Origin of the sequence: Pseudodesulfovibrio tunisiensis (assembly GCF_022809775.1) — a bacterium.
GTDB classification, from domain to species: Bacteria; Desulfobacterota; Desulfovibrionia; order Desulfovibrionales; family Desulfovibrionaceae; genus Pseudodesulfovibrio; species Pseudodesulfovibrio tunisiensis.
In genome coordinates this window covers 3,264,152-3,280,859 of record NZ_CP094380.1, presented here as the reverse complement: position 1 = coordinate 3,280,859, position 16,708 = coordinate 3,264,152, and the positions used below count along the sequence as shown (strand labels likewise).

The 16,708-nt window shown below is 54.6% G+C and carries 14 protein-coding genes and 1 tRNA gene; 8 read left to right on the top strand and 7 right to left on the bottom strand.

All coding sequences use genetic code 11. The annotated features are described in order from the left end of the window. Positions 1-56 precede the first annotated feature (56 nt). Positions 57-1,607 carry a BCCT family transporter gene (locus MPN23_RS15635; protein WP_243545140.1) on the bottom strand — a complete coding sequence of 517 codons (1,551 nt, stop codon included), beginning with the start codon at positions 1,605-1,607 and terminating at the stop codon, positions 57-59. Positions 1,608-2,825: 1,218 nt separating this feature from the next. On the opposite strand from MPN23_RS15635, the gene MPN23_RS15630 reads away from it, so the two are divergent. From MPN23_RS15630 to MPN23_RS15605, 6 genes are all read left to right on the top strand, one after another. Next, on the top strand, positions 2,826-3,965 hold the full coding sequence (locus MPN23_RS15630; RefSeq protein WP_243545139.1) for an acyl-CoA dehydrogenase family protein: 1,140 nt from the start codon (positions 2,826-2,828) through the stop codon (positions 3,963-3,965). A gap of 119 nt (positions 3,966-4,084) precedes the next feature. Further along, the gene (gene caiB / locus MPN23_RS15625) at positions 4,085-5,338 is read left to right on the top strand and encodes an L-carnitine CoA-transferase (protein ID WP_243545138.1); all 1,254 of its coding nucleotides are present in this window, start codon (positions 4,085-4,087) and stop codon (positions 5,336-5,338) included. A gap of 10 nt (positions 5,339-5,348) precedes the next feature. Continuing rightward, positions 5,349-6,134 (top strand): enoyl-CoA hydratase/isomerase family protein, encoded by a 786-nt coding sequence (locus MPN23_RS15620; RefSeq protein ID WP_243545137.1) that lies wholly within the window; start codon positions 5,349-5,351, stop codon positions 6,132-6,134. A gap of 71 nt (positions 6,135-6,205) precedes the next feature. Next, positions 6,206-6,343 carry an FAD-dependent oxidoreductase gene (locus MPN23_RS15615; RefSeq protein WP_243545136.1) on the top strand — a complete coding sequence of 46 codons (138 nt, stop codon included), beginning with the start codon at positions 6,206-6,208 and terminating at the stop codon, positions 6,341-6,343. Beyond that, positions 6,340-7,494 carry an FAD-dependent oxidoreductase gene (locus MPN23_RS15610; protein ID WP_243545135.1) on the top strand — a complete coding sequence of 385 codons (1,155 nt, stop codon included), beginning with the start codon at positions 6,340-6,342 and terminating at the stop codon, positions 7,492-7,494. Before MPN23_RS15615 ends, MPN23_RS15610 begins: the two co-directional genes overlap by 4 nt. After that, positions 7,491-7,778: a 4Fe-4S dicluster domain-containing protein gene (locus tag MPN23_RS15605; protein ID WP_243545134.1), complete on the top strand. Its 288-nt coding sequence runs from the start codon at positions 7,491-7,493 to the stop codon at positions 7,776-7,778. The genes MPN23_RS15610 and MPN23_RS15605 overlap by 4 nt, the downstream gene beginning before the upstream one ends. Before the next feature lie 59 nt (positions 7,779-7,837). Here MPN23_RS15605 and MPN23_RS15600 read toward each other — a convergent pair whose 3' ends face one another. After that, on the bottom strand, positions 7,838-9,313 hold the full coding sequence (locus MPN23_RS15600) for a sigma-54 interaction domain-containing protein (protein WP_243545133.1): 1,476 nt from the start codon (positions 9,311-9,313) through the stop codon (positions 7,838-7,840). Positions 9,314-10,050: 737 nt separating this feature from the next. Further along, a tRNA-Leu gene (locus tag MPN23_RS15595) sits at positions 10,051-10,137 on the bottom strand. 140 nt (positions 10,138-10,277) lie between these two features. On the opposite strand from MPN23_RS15595, the gene MPN23_RS15590 reads away from it, so the two are divergent. Further along, positions 10,278-10,961, top strand: a complete 684-nt coding sequence (locus MPN23_RS15590) for a DUF554 domain-containing protein (protein WP_243545132.1) — start codon at positions 10,278-10,280, stop codon at positions 10,959-10,961. Between the two features lie 121 nt (positions 10,962-11,082). Here MPN23_RS15590 and MPN23_RS15585 read toward each other — a convergent pair whose 3' ends face one another. The 4 genes from MPN23_RS15585 to MPN23_RS15570 all read right to left on the bottom strand — a co-directional run bounded on the left by MPN23_RS15585 (position 11,083) and on the right by MPN23_RS15570 (position 15,267). Further along, on the bottom strand, positions 11,083-12,741 hold the full coding sequence (locus MPN23_RS15585) for a SulP family inorganic anion transporter (RefSeq protein WP_243545131.1): 1,659 nt from the start codon (positions 12,739-12,741) through the stop codon (positions 11,083-11,085). A 442-nt stretch (positions 12,742-13,183) separates the two neighbouring features. Next, positions 13,184-13,681, bottom strand: coding sequence for a hypothetical protein (locus MPN23_RS15580; protein WP_243545130.1), 498 nt, complete (start codon positions 13,679-13,681; stop codon positions 13,184-13,186). A 59-nt stretch (positions 13,682-13,740) separates the two neighbouring features. Next, positions 13,741-14,706, bottom strand: coding sequence for an AEC family transporter (locus MPN23_RS17235; protein WP_243545129.1), 966 nt, complete (start codon positions 14,704-14,706; stop codon positions 13,741-13,743). Between the two features lie 69 nt (positions 14,707-14,775). Further along, positions 14,776-15,267: a hypothetical protein gene (locus MPN23_RS15570; protein WP_243545128.1), complete on the bottom strand. Its 492-nt coding sequence runs from the start codon at positions 15,265-15,267 to the stop codon at positions 14,776-14,778. Positions 15,268-15,439: 172 nt separating this feature from the next. On the opposite strand from MPN23_RS15570, the gene MPN23_RS15565 reads away from it, so the two are divergent. Beyond that, a complete protein-coding gene (locus MPN23_RS15565; protein WP_243545127.1) occupies positions 15,440-16,708 on the top strand; it encodes a cyclic di-GMP phosphodiesterase in 1,269 nt (422 codons plus the stop codon).

Sequence of the window (16,708 nt, the reverse complement as noted above, 5' to 3'; positions counted from 1 at the left end):
GGCCGTTTTCATTCCTTCCTGCAGCATCTTCCACGACGATGCAGGCGAACGTCCACCTAGGGCCGTTCCGATTGCAAATACTTGAATAGCGAGAAAAGCATCAGCAGCATCAGAATCGAAATCGGCAAACCGCCAATCACCGCAGCCGTCTGGCAGGCCTTCAGTCCTCCAACCAGAATGAGGGTGACAGCCAGAACCGCAATCGCGATGCCGGAAGCCATTCTGATCTGTCTGCTCGGCTCGGCTGAACCATTCGTCAACTGCATGGAGCAGAAATACGCGGAAGAGTCGGCAGAAGTGATCATGAAGACAACCAGCATGCACATGGTCAGGATCGAAAAGGAGAATCCCAGCGGCCACTGGCTCACCATGACGTAGAATCCGGCTCCGATGTCCTTCTGGATTTCCGCCCAAAGCGGGACCGTGCCGCTCATTTCCGTGTACACGGCGGAGATTCCGAAGGTGGTGTACCAGATGATGCAGGTGGCCGTGGGGATGAGGGTGCATGCCAGCAGGACCTCGCGCAAGGTGCGTCCCTTGGAGATTCTGGCCAGAAAGCCGCCGACAAACGGCACGAAGGAAAACCACCAGCCCCAGTAGAAAACCTTCCAGTAGCCCATCCACTTGCCCTCAAGCGCCTGCTCGGTGGCATCGGTGTGAAAGGTCAGGTAGACAATGTTTCCGAAATATTCGCCAAAGACCTGCACGATCCAGTTCAGAATGTGCAAGGTGGGGCCGAAAAGAAGCACATAGCAGAACACAACGCCGGCTATGTACGCATTGAAACTGCTCAACGTCTTGATTCCGGAATCGATTCCTCTCCATACGGACCAGCAGAAACCCGCGCTGACCAGACCGGTCAGGCATATCATTCTGAAGGTGTCGAGCTCGATTCCCAGGACATAATGCAATCCATACTTCAACGAGATCAGCCCCAGTCCGATGGATGTCGCGATGCCGAGGAAATTGACGATCATCGCAATCAGCTCGACCACGGCGGAAAAGGGTCTGGAATAGGCCTTGTCGCCAAGCAGTCCGTAAAAAGCCGTGGAAAAATTCAGCGGCAAACCTTTTCTGAAGGCCGGCAGGCCAATGCAGACACCCGCAACGGCGAAAATGCCGAATCCGCCGATTCCCGTGTGCATGATGGTGATCTGGAAGGATTGCTTCAAGGCGTCCATGCTTCCGGCCGCAGCCCCGAGAGGCGGCTGTTGCCAATGGAAAAGCGGCTCCGCAACAGCCCAGACAACGACCGAAACCGCAAATGCGCAGCCGATCAGCATGGCTATCCAGGAAAAAGTGGAATAACTCGGCACATCCTCGGCCTTGCCAAGCTTGAGAGCGCCATACCGGGTAAGAGGAATGATGAAGACGGGCAGGCAGAAGATACCATTCAAACCGATATACCACCAGCCGAAATAGTGGCTGATGAAGTCCTTGACCGAAGCCATCTGCCTTGCCATGAGCTCGGGATTTATGGCTGCATACCCAACAATGATCAAGAGGGCCAAGGCACTCGTTATGGCCAGAAGATAGTTGATGTTCGCAGTCTCTTTCTGCTTGTTCGCGACCCCTGCTCGGGCCATGGTGCCTAAATTAGCTTTCATATTTGCTCCTAACACATGTTAAATTGCCACCCCAAAACTGCCAAGGAGCAAAAAACACACCATCTCCACCGAGTCGCGATCGAGTCCATTCACATTAATGCATTGGAAAATTTTGGAAAATTCCTGTTTTCAACATACACGCTCGATCTATATCGAATCACAGCACCAGGCGAGGTTGTTCGACCGAAAAAATGCCATGCAGTCAGAGGAAAATTGGACGACGAATTCAACGAAGGAGCGGAGTTCCACGCTACATCACACTGAAATACAACATTAAATTTTCATGTCCACCATTCCGGCACCGGAAAGGAATGGACTATCGACTGTAGGTCGCCAGTCTTCGGCACTTCATGGTTTCAGACAACAATGACATTTTTTTTGCAAGTTGCGATTCGTCAAACAAAACAGCTGATTGTGAAATAAGGCTCACACTCTGATATAGAGACCATTGCGTAAAATAACGGATTACAAAAAGCAGTAAATACACAAGGACCGAACACCGCCTTGTGAAAAAAATCATTTTAATCGGGGTGGTTGTTTGAATTCCGGTGCACTTTCCCTGTTTCCGGATATCAAATGTTGAATTGAAAACGATGAAAAACCACTGGATTGCGGCCTTCCTTTCCCGTGAAAACACCTCGAAACACATCTTTTGAGCCGCCCAAATGCGACCCCATGTTTTTTTGTATCCGAGGCTCTGCCCGAAGAGCCTAACCCCTCATTTACATTCACCAAACACACAAATATCAAAAAAAGCAGTCTCGCCCTCCGAAAATCATCGGTTGGCAGCGCTTGTTTTTCCCTGCCCCTCCCCAATCTGACAGCAAGTGTCAAGCCGCACTTTACTTTGTTCGAAAAAGCGCAATCTCGCACTTTACACTAGGACAAAGCCTTCATTGTAAAATTGTGCTCTATTTCACTTCCGAAGCCCCACCGTGTGTATTTTTGCCGAAATTATTTTTATTTCTGCTTTGGCATGCTGATTGCTTAAGAAGGTTAGCTCTGTGTATCTCAAGCGATGTTCAGAATGATTGAAGGACATTGAATATACAATCAATATATTCAAGAGACTTTAAAATTTCATGCACGCTTTGAATTCACCATCGAGCTGATGTGTAATTGGGATGTGTAATTTTTATTTGAGCAAGAAAAGTAGTGGACCATCATATACATTACTAGATGTATTCGGATTACGCCACTCAAAGTAAGGAGTCACTCATGGCTAAAGCATTGACTGAAGAACAAAATCTGGTTGTCGCAAGCATGAAGGAACTCATGTCCCGTGAAAACTGGGATGACTATTTCAAGGAATGCGACAATGAGCACAAGTTCCCTGAAAGATTTTGCAAGGCCCTTGCAGAGCTTGGCATTCACCAGATCATCAATCCTGTGGAGTACGGCGGACTGGAAGAAGACGCCATGGTGACTTTCGTGGCTGCATGGGAAGAAGTCCTGCGCCTTGGCGGCAACGCTGCAAGCATCTGGTTCTCGACCACCTACCCCGTTCTGTTCAGGGAAGGTACCGAGGAACAGAAGAAACTCGGTGAAGAACTGATGGCTACCGGCCTGACCAAGATCGGCAATGCTGCGACCGAGCCCGGCGCCGGTTCCGACCTGGGCTCCATGAAGACCAACTACACCCGCAAGGGCGGCAAGGTGTACCTGAACGGTCAGAAAACCTTCTGCACGGACGCCACCTACAGCGACTACATCATCGTGACTGCTCTGGATGCCGAGACCATGTCCCAGTACACCAACTGGCTGGTCCCGACCAATGCTCCCGGCGTCACCATTTCCGGTCTGGAAAAGCTGGGCCTGAAGACCAACAGCGCTGGCGAAATCTACCTCGACAATGTCGAAGTGGACGAAAAGGACATGCTCGGTGCGGAAGGCGCCGGCTTCTCCATGCAGAAGGACGACTTCAACGTGGAGCGCATCATTTCCGGTCTCTACTGCTACGGATATGCCCTTTGCGCCTTCGAGGACGCTGCCAAGTACGCCAACCAGCGCATTCAGTTTGGTGAAGCCATCGGCCGCACCGAGCTGATCCAGCTCAAGCTCGCGGACATGAAGACCAAGCTGACCAACATGAAGCACATGGTCTACACCGGCGCCGAAATGGTCGATGCCGGCACTTTGGACAAGGGCTACGCCGCCATGTGCAAGTACTACTGCGTGACCGCTGCCCAGGAAGTCACCGACGACGCCCTTCAGGTTCTCGCCGGTGTCGGCATCTGCGGTGATCACCGCGCCAGCCGTGCCTGGAGAGACATCCGTGCTTCCCGCGTTTCCGGCGGCACCGATGAAATGATGATCCTGACTCTCGGCAGAAGCGTTCTCAAGGAATACAGAAGCTAGTCAGTTCAAGACAAGGCAGGAATTCCGACAGACTCGGGCGGAATTCCTGCTCTCGGATCAACCGCAGACTGGTTTCGAAACGACATTCTGAATTGCATAGACCACAAGTGAGTTTCAAAATGAAAAATAATGTAAAGGAATTTTTCGATAATTCGAATCACAGGCCCCCCCAGTTCGGCGTCCTGCAGGGCGTAAAGGTTGTCTTTTCCGCTGTCGAGGTTGCCGGTCCTCTGGGCCCCCACTTCATGGCCGAATGGGGCGCTGACGTAATTTGGCTCGAAAATGTCCATGGCGGCGACACCAACCGCAGCTACCGTCCCTCCGAGCATGAGCACAGAAACGACCGTTCCATGTCGCTGGACATCTTTTCCGAAGAAGGAAAGGAAGTCTTCAAGAAGCTCATCAAGGAAGCCGAGGTCTTTCTGGTCGCAGGCAAAGGCCCCAACTTCATCAAGAAGGGCATCACCGACGAATTCCTGTGGGAGATCAACCCCAAACTGGTCATCACCAGAATCTCCGGCTACGGACAGGAAGACGCCGACCCCAATTTCATTGATCGCCCCTGCTACGACGGCATTGCCCAGGCCATGTCCGGCTACATGAGCCAGAACGGCACTCCGGAATCCCCGATGCCTGCATACCCGTACGTCGGCGATCTGTTCACCGCCCTGTTCAGCCTGTCTTCCACCCTCGCTGCCCTCATTCGCGCCCGCGAAACCGGCAAGGGCGAAAGCATCGACATCGCCATGACCGAAGTGCTGATGCGCCTTTCGACCTACAACATGGTCGACTACCTCAATGACGGCCGGATGTACCCCCGCCCGGGCGCCAAGGACCCCATCCAGGGCGCGACCGGCATCTACAAGACCAAGGACGGCTTCCTGTTCACCAACATTCTTGGTCGCAAGCAGATGAAGACCCTCTTCTCCATGATCGGCTGCGAGGACATCTACGGCACCGGCGATTTCAAGGAAGGCTTCTCGTTCATCAACATGAACTGGGACAAGGCCGACTATGTGGAATCCAAGGTCGAGGAATACTTCAAGACCAAGACCAACGATGAACATATCGCCATCTTCGACGGCATGAAGGTCGCTGCCGCCCCCGTGCTCAGCTTCCCCGAAGTGGTCAAGCATCCCCAGTACCAGGCCCGCGACTGCTGGGTGGACTGGGAGACCATGACCACCAAGGAAAAGTACAAGGGCGTCAACGTTGTTCCCCGTTTCAAGGTGAACCAGCCCAAGATCTGGCGTTCCATGCCGCACGTCGGCTACGACAACGACGCCATTCTCGAAGACCTTGGATACTCCGCCGAGCAGATCGATCAGCTGTACGGCAAGGGTGTCATCTACAGGGATGACAAGGAAAAATAAGGAAAATACCATGGCATATTCTTACGAAACAATTAAGTGCGAACTCAGCGACAAGATTGCTGTCATCACGCTGAATCAGCCGAAATACAATATCCTGAGCGGCCAGATGCTTCGTGACCTTCGTGATGTCATGAACGAACTGGGCCGGGAATCCGATCTGCGCTGCGTTGTCGTCACCGGCGAAGGCGAAAAGGCCTTCTGCGCTGGCGCCGATGTTGGCGAACTGACCGACCCCACGGTTGACGATCTCGAGGAAACCGATGTCTGGGCGCGCGGCATTCTGACCAAGGTCGCCAACTTCCCGATCCCCATGATCGCCGCCATCAATGGCTACGCACTCGGCGGAGGCCTTGAGCTGGCTCTTTCCTGCGACATCAGAATCGCCAGCGAAAATGCCAAGCTCGGCCTTGTGGAAACCTCGCTCGGCCTTATCGCCGGATGGGGCGGAAGCCAGCGTCTGGTCAGGAACATCGGCGCCGGACAGGCGAAGAAGATGATGTTCACGGCAGAAAAGCTGACTGCTGCCAAGGCATTGGAAATCGGTCTTGTCCAGGATGTCTTCCCGGCTGAAAAGCTGATGGAGGAAGCAATGGAGCTGGCTCGCAAGATCAGCGCAAACGCCCCGATTTCGAACCGCCTGACCAAGAAGGCGATCAACTACTATCTGAACATGGGCATTCAGGAAGGTCTGGATCTGGAACGCCAGTTTGACAGAATGACCTATGAATCCACTGATTCGCAAGAGGGCATGAAGGCTTTCGAGGAAAAGCGGAAGCCTGTTTTCACCAACAAATAGATACCCGGAGATGGTACCCGTCTCGGGTACCATCTCTCTACATGATTTTCGTAGGAGTCAGGGCGTTCACGATGTCTGAAGATAAATTTGATGCTATCGTTGTTGGTGCCGGTCTGGCAGGCTCTACCTGTGCGTATCTGCTTGCCAAGGCCGGTTTGGAAGTCGTCGTTGTCGAACGAGGCAATTTCCCCGGTGCAAAAAAAACATGACTGGTGGAAGGTTGTATGCCCACAGTCTTGAAAGGATCATTCCCGGCTTTGCCGAAGAGGCACCCGTGGAGCGATGCGTTGTTCACGAAAAGATATCCTTCATGAATGAAGGCAGCTGCACCACCATGGACCATACGAATGTTGCGTCCGAGGATCCTGCCGAACGTTCCTATACCGTTCTTCGTTCGAAATTCGACCCCTGGCTGGCCGAAAAGGCGGAAGACGAAGGTGCCAACTACATTCCCGGCATTCGTGTCGACGACCTGATCATGCGTGATGGCAAGGTTTGTGGTGTCGTAGCCGGAGAGGACGAGCTTGAAGCCGATGTCGTCGTCCTTGCCGACGGAGTCAACTCGCTTCTTGGTCAGAAGGCCGGCCTTGTCAACAAGCTGAGCCCGCATCACTGCGCTGTCGGCGTAAAGGAAATCATCAAGCTGTCCAGACAGCAGATCAATGATCGCTTCGGCTGCACGGACAAGGAAGGCGCGGCATGGCTTCTGGCCGGATCGCCGTCCGACAACCAGATGGGCGGCGGCTTTCTGTACACCAATGAGGAAAGCATTTCATTGGGTCTCGTCTTTGGACTGCACAACATTTCCTCGGTGACCAAAAGCATTCCGCAGATGCTGGAAGACTTCAAGCACCATCCGATGATCGCTCCGCTGATTGAAGGTGGAGAACTTCTGGAATATTCCGCCCATGTCGTGCCCGAGGGCGGCCGCGCAATGGTTCCCAAGATGGTTGCTGACGGCGTGCTGATCGCTGGTGATGCTGCGGGACTTTGCCTGAACGTCGGCTATACGGTTCGCGGCATGGATCTGGCCATTGCTTCGGGTGAAGCTGCGGCCCAGGCTGTCATCAAGGCCAAGGAAGCGGGTAATTTCAACTCGGATTCCCTGTCTGCCTACACGAAGCTGCTGCAGGACAGCTTTGTGATGAAGGATCTTGATCTGTACAGCAATACACCGGAATTTCTGGATAACAGCCGCATGTACAACGAATATCCGGACATGGTCAATTCCATGATGCATGATCTGTTCACGGTGAAAGGACAGTCGACCCCCGTGCGCAAATCCTTCCTGGGACATCTGAGAAAGGCCGGAATCATGAATCTGCTCAAAGACGGCTGGAAAGGAGTACGGGCAATATGAGCGATATAGTCAATACCGATATAAAACTCGGCGTAAACAAGTTTTTTGTCGACGAAGAAGGCGCGCACATCAAGCTGAAGGATGATGCCGATCGTGCCGAAGTGAAGAAACTGATCGCTGCATGTCCTGCCGGACTGTACAAGATCGATGACGAGGACAACCTCCAATTCGACTATGCAGGCTGTCTTGAGTGCGGCACCTGCCGCATCCTTTGCGGAGATACGGCACTCGAAAGCTGGGAGTATCCGCAAGGTACTTTCGGCGTGGAATACCGTTTCGGATAACCTGAAAAAAGAGCAACCGTTGCATGCAACGGTTGCTCTTTTCCTTCAATCTCACGGCCCTAAAAATCAATATACTTTGTAATCAACCCGTGCAGATGCTGCCGTGATATGTTGATGGCCTTTGCAGTCTTCGTGACATTGCCGTTGAAATGTCCCAACGCGTGTCGCAAAAATCCCTCATTGAACTTGGTGTTGAAATCATCCAGCGCCTTGTGATGCGCGGATTTGTAATCACCAATTCTGTAGACGGGGCGTTGAGGATTTTCTCCCGAAGCGCCATTGCTTTGGGGACAACAGCAGCACCGCAGAAATTCATTGATGTAATACGGTAGATGACGAGGCTGAATAATGGTCTCATTGCTCTCCATCATATTCCCGGCATGCTCGATGACATGAGCCAACTCTCTGCAATTGCCGGGGAATTCATAGCGCAGGAATGTGGCATACGTTTCTTCCGAGCATCCGCATATGTTCGTCCCGAGTTTCCTGTTCACTTCGCTGATGAAATGATTTGCCAACAGCTTCATCTCGGCCAGACCACGCTTTCTCAACGGTGGAATTCGAATGCCGATCACGGCAATACGGTAAAACAGGTCAGGCTTCAAAAGGCCTTTTTCCATGGCCTCGAGAGGGTCGCAGTTCATGGAGGAAAGGACCCGGACATTGACCGGAGTCCGTTTGCTGCCGCCGACCTTGCGAACGGTTTTCGTCTCCAGCACTCGCAGAATCTTGCTCTGCATTTCGATGCTCAACGTGTGCAACTCATCCAGAAAAAGAGTCCCTCCATCCGCCTCTTCAAACAGCCCGTGCTTGTCAACAGCATCAGTGTAAGAGCCTTTCGTTGTGCCGAAAAGCGTGCTTTCCATGAGGTTTTCCGGAATTTCCGCGCAGTTGACGGCAACAAAAGGCCGTTTCCTGTCTCCGCAAAAGGAATGTATGCTCTGTGCAAACAGTTCCTTGCCTGTTCCAGTTTCTCCAATGATGAGAATGGAGGAATCCGCTTTTGCCACTCGCTTTGCAAGCTTGATGGCCTCCTCCATTTTGGGGCATGTGCAAATTATGTCATTGAAGGTGAACAAATCTTTATGCTGTGTCACCACCGACTTGATGTTGTCGAAAAACTGCTCCTTGGTCAGATCGACATATTGCACTGCTTTTTTCACGTCATCCATGTATCTGTAGATACATATTGCACCTATGGTCACATTGTCTTCGATGATCGGAAACGAATTGTAAAGAAATTCTATGGTTCTATTTGTTTTTGTTGATTTATACTTGAGAAGTATATCCCTGTAAGGCTTTCCGGATGCAATCGTGTTCAACAATATGCTTGAATCCTGCGTAAGATCAAAGGCATCGGTGGTATGCATCCCTACAAGTTCGTCCGGCGTAGTAAGGTCGTACGTGCAGTTTGGAGAAATATAGATGTAATATCCTCTGGCATCTATGACTTCTATGAAATTATTGAGCGCAGCAAGGCAATCGAGCAGATTTTTTGTTTGAGGCGAGAGCTTGTATCTTTCTTTCTTTTTCATAGTGGAACACCTGCGATAAGCATTGAAACGTAAAACAGTATTGAATCCACGTTAATATTCGCGTGTCAAATCAACGATCGTAGCAGACCATGGAAAAGCACACGGTTTTCCTCAATTCACACAGTTCTGTTGCGGATTGTTATAATCGGCACAAGAGTCTTGGTCGCTCTACTTGTGCCGCGAAATCGGGAGATGTCAAGCTTCATGTCGCCCATTCTCAGACAAAATCAGGGGCCCAACGCCGACAACTTTTTTCAGCCCGACGTAACCAATTATTTTTATTACAAGTAGGCGGAAATGAAAGCCTTCGGCATGAAAAAAACAGTATGTTTCAACGTTTTTTCATCCTCACGATCACGACGTTGCAATCCCGTTGGACTTGGTGATGACAGACGGATCGTCTTGCACGAAATGCATCAGACTCTCGTTCAGGCGCAGTTCGTGGAAGCTTTTCCTCGAAGCGCACGATGACGAATCAAACGAATTTCCCGAATGCCCAACCCGGCGCAAGAAAAACGAATGCCACGCTACGGCCATTGAGAATCAGCCCCATTCCACTGGATTGCTTCAATTGCCGCCGAAGGACGGCCGCAAAAGTCCTCGGAGGATCTGCAAGCCCCCCTTCCCGTAGGCCTCGCCACTGTACACCACAGCAAGCCACCCGGAAGAATTGCGGAAAGATTATGGGAACAAGAAAAGGCACTCGCAGAAATATCCTGCAAGTGCCTGTTTTTCCTTGGTACCGAGGGAGAGACTCGAACTCTCAAGGGGCGAACCCCGGCGGATTTTGAGTCCGCTGCGTCTACCAATTCCGCCACCCCGGCGCGGGAGAGGTTCTTCATAGGGGAAGAGTGGGGGCTGTGTCAATATTTTCGAGGTGTCGCAAACAAGAAGATTGTTGCCTTGGCATCGACGACCTGCTAGCTCTGGCCTTTCCAATCAACCTTTTTTCGGTAGGCTTGCCATGATCCCCGTCGGCTCCCTTGTCAATGCCCTGGCCATCATCTGCGGCAGCGTGCTCGGCTGCATGCTGCAAAGCCGATTTCCCGACCGCATCCGCACCATCGTATTTCAGGGACTGGGACTCTGCACCATCCTCATCGGCCTGCAGATGGCCTTCAAGGTCCAGAACATCCTCATTGTGATCTTTGCCATACTTCTGGGGGGAATTACCGGGGAGCTGCTCCGACTGGACTCCCTGTTCGAACGGCTGGCCGAACGCGTCAAGACCATGATCGGCTCATCCAACGAACGGTTCACGGACGGGCTGGTCACGTCGTCGCTCATCTTCTGCATCGGCGCCATGGCCATTCTGGGCTCGCTGGAGGAAGGTCTGCGGGGCGACACCACCATCCTGTTCACCAAATCCATTCTCGATGGTTTTGCAGCCATTGCCCTGTCAGCAACCTACGGGTCGGGCGTGCTGTTCTCCTTTCTGCCCGTGCTGATCTATCAGGGCGGCATGACTCTGGGCGCTGGCGTGCTGCAAAGCTACTGCACTCCCCTGCTCATCGACCAGGCAACGGCCTGCGGCGGCCTGCTCATTCTCGGCATCGGCATCACCCTGCTGGAGATCAAGGAAATCAAGCTGTTGAGCCTGCTGCCCTCGCTGGTCTACGTAGTCGCGCTTTCCCTGATCTTTTCCTGATCTTTTCCTGACAAAAAAAGAGCCGAAGCCCGGCGCGTTCCCCTTGCGCCCGGCTTCGGCTTTTTGCATCCCGGTCCATTGTCGCTGCACAGACCGGGAGCCCCCCTAGTGGGTCGTATCGCTACCCTTCCCAGACAAGCTCGAAAGCGTAGCGCAGTGAGTCTTCGTATTCGGCAAACACGTTGCCCGCGCCCACGGAATCCAGCACGCCCAGATTCCGCATCCGTTCCAGCACATTTTCCCGAACCCCGGAAATCAGCACGATGGAACCGCCCCTGCGGCACTGGCTGATGAAGGTTTCCAGAGCGAACATGCCGGTGGAGTCCACAAAGGGCACATGATCCATGCGCAGAATGTAGACCTTGGGCTGCTGCTGCATGGCGTTCATGGTGCTGCGAAATCGGGAGGCCACGCCGAAAAAGAACGGGCCGTCGATCTCGTAGGACTGAATTTCCTTGCCCATGTACTCGCCACTGTAGAAATTCTCTCCCTTTTCGCTGCGAACCGGCAGGACCTCGGTGGCCTCGCTCATGCGGCGCATGAACAGCATGGCGGCCAGCACCACGCCGGTCAGCACGGCCGTGGTCAGGTCCACCATCACGGTGACCGCAAAGGTCAGAAGAAGCACGAAAATATCGGTCTTGGGCGCATGCATGAGCCGAATGAACTTCTGGACCTCGCTCATGTCCCAGGCCACGACCATCAGCACTGCGGCAAGACTGCCAAGGGCGATGTAGGACGCCATGTCCGACAGCAGCAGGATGAAGCAGAGCAGGGTCAGGGAATGCACGATGCCAGCCACGGGCGAATATGCACCGGCCTTGATGTTGGTCGCGGTACGGGCAATGGCGCCGGTAGCGGCAATGCCGCCGAACGCAACTGCACCGAGATTGGCCACGCCCTGCGCGACCAGTTCCATATCGGAATTGTGCTGTTCACCGGTCATGCCGTCGGCAACAGCGCAGGAAAGCAGGGATTCGATGCCCGCCAGCAGCGCGATGGCCAACGCATCCGGGAACAGAAGCCGCATCTGGGCAAGGCTCACGTCCGGAAACGACAGCGCGGGCATGTGGTCCGGAATGCCGCCGAACCTGTCGCCAATGGTCTCGGCACCGGCTCCGAGAAGCAGAGCCAGACAGGATGCGGCAACCACGCCCACAATCGGTGCGGGAATGCGCGGGATGAAACGGCGGACAAGAATGATCACGGCCAGCGCGATTGCCGACACCCCGAGAGTGCCGAAGTCTATCTGATCCAGATGCCCGAGATAATAGCTCCATTTGCCCAGAAAATCCGGGGGCAGGTCCGCGCCCTGCATGCCGAGAAAATCCTTGACCTGTCCCGAAAAGATCAGAACGGCGATACCGGCGGTGAATCCGGTGGTCACGGGATACGGAATGTACTTGATCAGGGTGCCGAGACGGCAGAATCCCATGAGAATGAGCAGCACGCCGGCCATGAGCACGCAGACCACGAGTCCGTCGTAACCATGCTTCTGGATGATGTTGAACAGGATCACCACGAATGCGCCGGTGGGTCCGCCGATCTGGTAGCGGGAGCCGCCGAACAGGGAAATGAACACGCCCGCGACAATGGCCGTGAAAATGCCCCGGTCTGGGGTCACGCCCGAGGCGATGGCAAACGCCATGGCCAAGGGCAGGGCCACGATGCCGACGGTTATCCCGGCCAACACGTCCTGGCCCAGCTTTTCCAGGGAATACCCCTTTCTCAACGTCAATATGCTTTCCGGCACCAAATGTGCCGCTGTGAAACCAGCCATGAAATTCCTTGCCTCCTGATCGTTCGGAGCGCGAGGTGTACGCCTCTCCTGATCAGTTTGCAAGTCCGACCCCTCGAAAAAAAAGTACAATATTTCGGTACGTTGATTATGATTTTTTTCACATGCACAGGTATTTTACCCTTTTCCGGGACGGTTTTGTCCGGAAATCCAGCTTGCGATTCCCCCCAAAAGAGGCCCGAAAGACGTGCATGTACTCGAAATCACATTCCCGAAGACGAACGCAACCCGTTATCCTTTCAGCATTTCCGGATTCAGACGTGATGCGGGACAAGCCCTGCACCACTTCCCTGACCGCGTCTTTCCGAATCGACCGAGACAAAACGGGTTAGGAGGCCTTCAAAATTTTTTTGAAAAAAAAGCAAAAAAAACGTCCGCCACCCTGAAGTGACGGACGCGTGCATGTCGCATTCGCGAATTCGGACTATTTTGCCGGAGCAGGCGCGGGCTTCCCGGCCTTGGCCCCTGCACAGCCGCGACAGGCCTTGATATGCTTCATCTTGAGATTTTCGTCGGCCTCGAGAATGGTAATGTCATCCTCGGATTCCATGTGGCCCTTTTCCAGAGCATAGGCCAGCACGTCCTCATACAACTGCTGACAATGCTCGGTGGGAATGAATTCCCCGATCATGTCGCGCTGGAATTCCGGGCGGTCGAACGGCTTGGCCCACTCCTTTTCCTTGAAGGAATCCCATGCCCCGATCCCGGGTGTGTCCACGGGCTTGTTGATCTGACGGACAGTCACTTCCCACTGGGTGTAGGCATGAGGGTCATCAAGGGTTTCCGCGGGTTCGCACGCGTGCAGCGCACTGGCCTGAAACGACAGCACCAACTTCATGCCGAACCGGATTTCCTTGAACGTGCGCCCGAACTCCTCATGCCGCATGGCCTCGACCAGATGGTCCCGAAAATCTTTCGCCATATTCGTCACTCCTCACAGAGAATGCAGTTACAACAAGTAGCGGCATACTTGCTCATATTCTACCCGAACACAAGGGGTTTTTCCGAAAACAAGGACAGCTCCCACCGCCAAATCAGGCCAGCACCATGAGAGCCACGGGCAGGGTCGCGGCGGAAAGAAGGGTCTGAAACGTGATGATCTGGGCCATGAGCCGATGGTCCCCGCCCATCTGCCGGGCCAGAATGAACGCGGACACGGCAACGGGTATGGCGGTGTAAATCACGGCCGTGCGCACGGCCAGCACATCCCCGGCCAGCCCCCGGGCGATGATCGCGGCCAGCACGGGCAGAGCCACGAGATGCGCTGCCGAGGAAACCGCCAGCCCGCGCGCCGCCGTCCATGACTCCATCGAAACGGAATCCCGCGCCCACGGCAAGCAGACCCATGGGCAGGGCCGCAGTTCCCAGAATGGCGAACAGATTGTCCACCACCGGCGGCAGGGACCAGCCGCCCCAATTCATGGCGAGACCAACCACGCAGGACAGAATCAGGGGATTCCTGGCCAGTTCCTTGAGCACCTTGAGCAGCCCGCCACCGGCGTTGTTCCCGTGTCGGGCCAGCGCCAGCACGCAAAGCACGTTGACAAGGGGGATGATGGTAAGCAGAGCCACGGCGGACAAAGCCATCCAGTCCGGTCCCAGCAGGCCGGCGGCCACGGACATGGCGACATAGGTATTGGGCCGAATGCTGCCCTGAAGCACCGAAGTGTAGGCCGGACCGGACATGCCCAGCCGGGGGCGCAGCCAGCGCAGGCCGAGAAAGACCAGAACCACGGACCCGGCAATGGCTCCGGCAATGGGAAAACCGCCAGCCTGAATCTGCCTGCCGGACAGGCCGTGCATGAGCATGGCCGGAAACAATACATAATAGGTAAGGCGCTCGGAAACCGGCCAGAAGTCCGGTCCGGGAAAATCCATGCGCCGAAGCACGCAACCGAACAGAATCAGTCCGAAGATCGGGGTGATGGCAAGGATGATGTCCAACATGCCACTGCCTTACGCCCGCGCGCAAGGGGGGTCAACAGGATCGGGGGACATGGAGGGGAAAAAGGGAAATCAGATGTAGATGCACCGAAATTCCCGGCGCACATCCTCGAACTTACGGAAATGGCGGTACTCGCCGGCAGCCTTGTTCATGTAGGAGACCACATGGGCCACCAGCCGTCCGCGTTCCACCTTGCGGACCCACGACCGCACCTCGCAATCCTCTCCGGCATCGAGCACCATGGCCCAACTGAGCCGGGACGACTTGTCGAACACGCGAACATCCTCGACCGAGTCCAGATAAATATCCACGCTATCGAAAATGCCCCTGTGCGACCGGATGCAGGAATTCAGCTGGACAACCTCGGCTCTGGACAGGTCAAGCTCCCTGATCGACACATCTCCCTTGATGCGGATGTTCTCGGCAAGGGGCACCCTGTCCGGCGCATCCAGCACCACATGCTGGAGATAGCCGCCACCCAGCCCAGCGGCCAGGGCGGCGATGACAAAGATACCGCTGAGGACGATTGTCTTGAGTATTGGTCTGTTGCGAGATTTGCTCATGCTTCTCCATCAGTATCAAGACGGCTTTCCGTCATTCGATTATCATTTGCACGAACGATCTGGGTAAAGGAATTATTTCACTCTGACAATACGCAAAAACGAAACTTTTTCCTACTCTCGGACAAGTGCTCTCTATACTTGTACATTAAAAAGCGATTCCGTATACAGAGGCATGGTCAGCCCGGACATGCCCGAATACCGCATCAGCGTGGATCAGCTCCGACCCGGCGTCTTCATTCGCCTGGAACGGGCGCGCTGGTTCGATCATCCCTTCCTGTTCAACAGCTTCAAGATTCGCGACGACAAACAGATCGCGCTACTGCGCCAGCTCGGCGTCACGGAACTCATCTGCATTCCGGAAAAAAGCGACGTGCTGCCCCTTGCCCCCAAGGAACGAAAACCGGCACCGACAACTCCGCCGATTTCCGACCAGGACATCGAAGCACTGTGGGACGAAAAACGGGAACGCACGCGCCGCCTTCAGGAAAAAAAGCAGCGCATAGCCGAATGCGAGGGCAGATACGCCGAATGCCTTGCCGCGTTCTCCTCGATTCTCAAGGGGCTGGTCCGGGGCGACGCGCACTCCGTGGATCAGGCGCTGGCCTTTGTGGACCGGCTGACGGACAATTTTCTGCATGACACGGAATCCACCCTGCATCTGATGAACGTGATGGACCCCGGGGAACGGGTCTATTCCCACCCGCTGAATGTGGCCGTGCTCTCCATGATGACCGGACGACTCGCCGGTCTGGACAGGGATGAGCTCGTCTGTCTGGGCATGGGGGCTCTGTTCCACGACATCGGCAAGGAGCGGCTGGAAAGGAAACTGCTCAGGAAACGCGGCCCCCTGACCCGCCCCGAACAGGATCTCGTTGAAAGGCATCCGGAATACGGAGCCGACATGATGCGCGCCATTCCGGCATTTCCCGAACAGGCACTTCCGGCCGTGGCCCAGCATCACGAACGCATGGACGGTTCGGGATATCCAATGGGCCTCAAGGCCGATGGCATCGACAGGCTGGCTCGCATCACGGCTATTGCCGATGCCTACGACAACCTGTGCAACTCGCCGGACCCGGATGATTCCCTGACGCCCTATCTGGCCCTGTCCTACATGTTCGGCCAGCAGAAGCACCTGTTCGACGTGGAGTTGCTCGCCCTGTTCATCCGCTGCCTCGGCGTGTATCCACCCGGCACCGTGGTCCAGCTGTCCAACGGAGCCATCGGCATGGTCATGGCCGTGAATCCGCAGAATCAGCTCCGGCCCAGCGTGGTGCTCTACGATTCCGAAGTTCCCAAAAAGGAAGCGCTGATCGTGGACCTTGCCGACGGTGACGATCTGCGAGTGGAAAAATCCATCCGCCCCAAGCACCTGCCCCCGGAAATATTCCAGTACCTCTCACCCCGTTCCCGCATCAGCTATTTCGTGAATCAGAACTGA

Bases quoted from the DNA above. Each gene is read 5' to 3' on its own strand.
- MPN23_RS15630 (WP_243545139.1), top strand. From the start codon at position 2,826: ATGGCTAAAGCATTGACTGAAGAACAAAATCTGGTTGTCGCAAGCATG.
- caiB (WP_243545138.1), top strand. From the start codon at position 4,085: ATGAAAAATAATGTAAAGGAATTTTTCGATAATTCGAATCACAGGCCC.
- MPN23_RS15615 (WP_243545136.1), top strand. From the start codon at position 6,206: ATGTCTGAAGATAAATTTGATGCTATCGTTGTTGGTGCCGGTCTGGCA.
- MPN23_RS15585 (WP_243545131.1), bottom strand. From the start codon at position 12,741: ATGGCTGGTTTCACAGCGGCACATTTGGTGCCGGAAAGCATATTGACG.
- MPN23_RS15590 (WP_243545132.1), top strand. From the start codon at position 10,278: ATGATCCCCGTCGGCTCCCTTGTCAATGCCCTGGCCATCATCTGCGGC.
- MPN23_RS15620 (WP_243545137.1), top strand. From the start codon at position 5,349: ATGGCATATTCTTACGAAACAATTAAGTGCGAACTCAGCGACAAGATT.
- MPN23_RS15610 (WP_243545135.1), top strand. From the start codon at position 6,340: ATGACTGGTGGAAGGTTGTATGCCCACAGTCTTGAAAGGATCATTCCC.
- MPN23_RS15580 (WP_243545130.1), bottom strand. From the start codon at position 13,681: ATGGCGAAAGATTTTCGGGACCATCTGGTCGAGGCCATGCGGCATGAG.
- MPN23_RS15600 (WP_243545133.1), bottom strand. From the start codon at position 9,313: ATGAAAAAGAAAGAAAGATACAAGCTCTCGCCTCAAACAAAAAATCTG.
- MPN23_RS17235 (WP_243545129.1), bottom strand. From the start codon at position 14,706: ATGTTGGACATCATCCTTGCCATCACCCCGATCTTCGGACTGATTCTG.
- MPN23_RS15635 (WP_243545140.1), bottom strand. From the start codon at position 1,607: ATGAAAGCTAATTTAGGCACCATGGCCCGAGCAGGGGTCGCGAACAAG.
- MPN23_RS15565 (WP_243545127.1), top strand. From the start codon at position 15,440: ATGGTCAGCCCGGACATGCCCGAATACCGCATCAGCGTGGATCAGCTC.
- MPN23_RS15570 (WP_243545128.1), bottom strand. From the start codon at position 15,267: ATGAGCAAATCTCGCAACAGACCAATACTCAAGACAATCGTCCTCAGC.
- MPN23_RS15605 (WP_243545134.1), top strand. From the start codon at position 7,491: ATGAGCGATATAGTCAATACCGATATAAAACTCGGCGTAAACAAGTTT.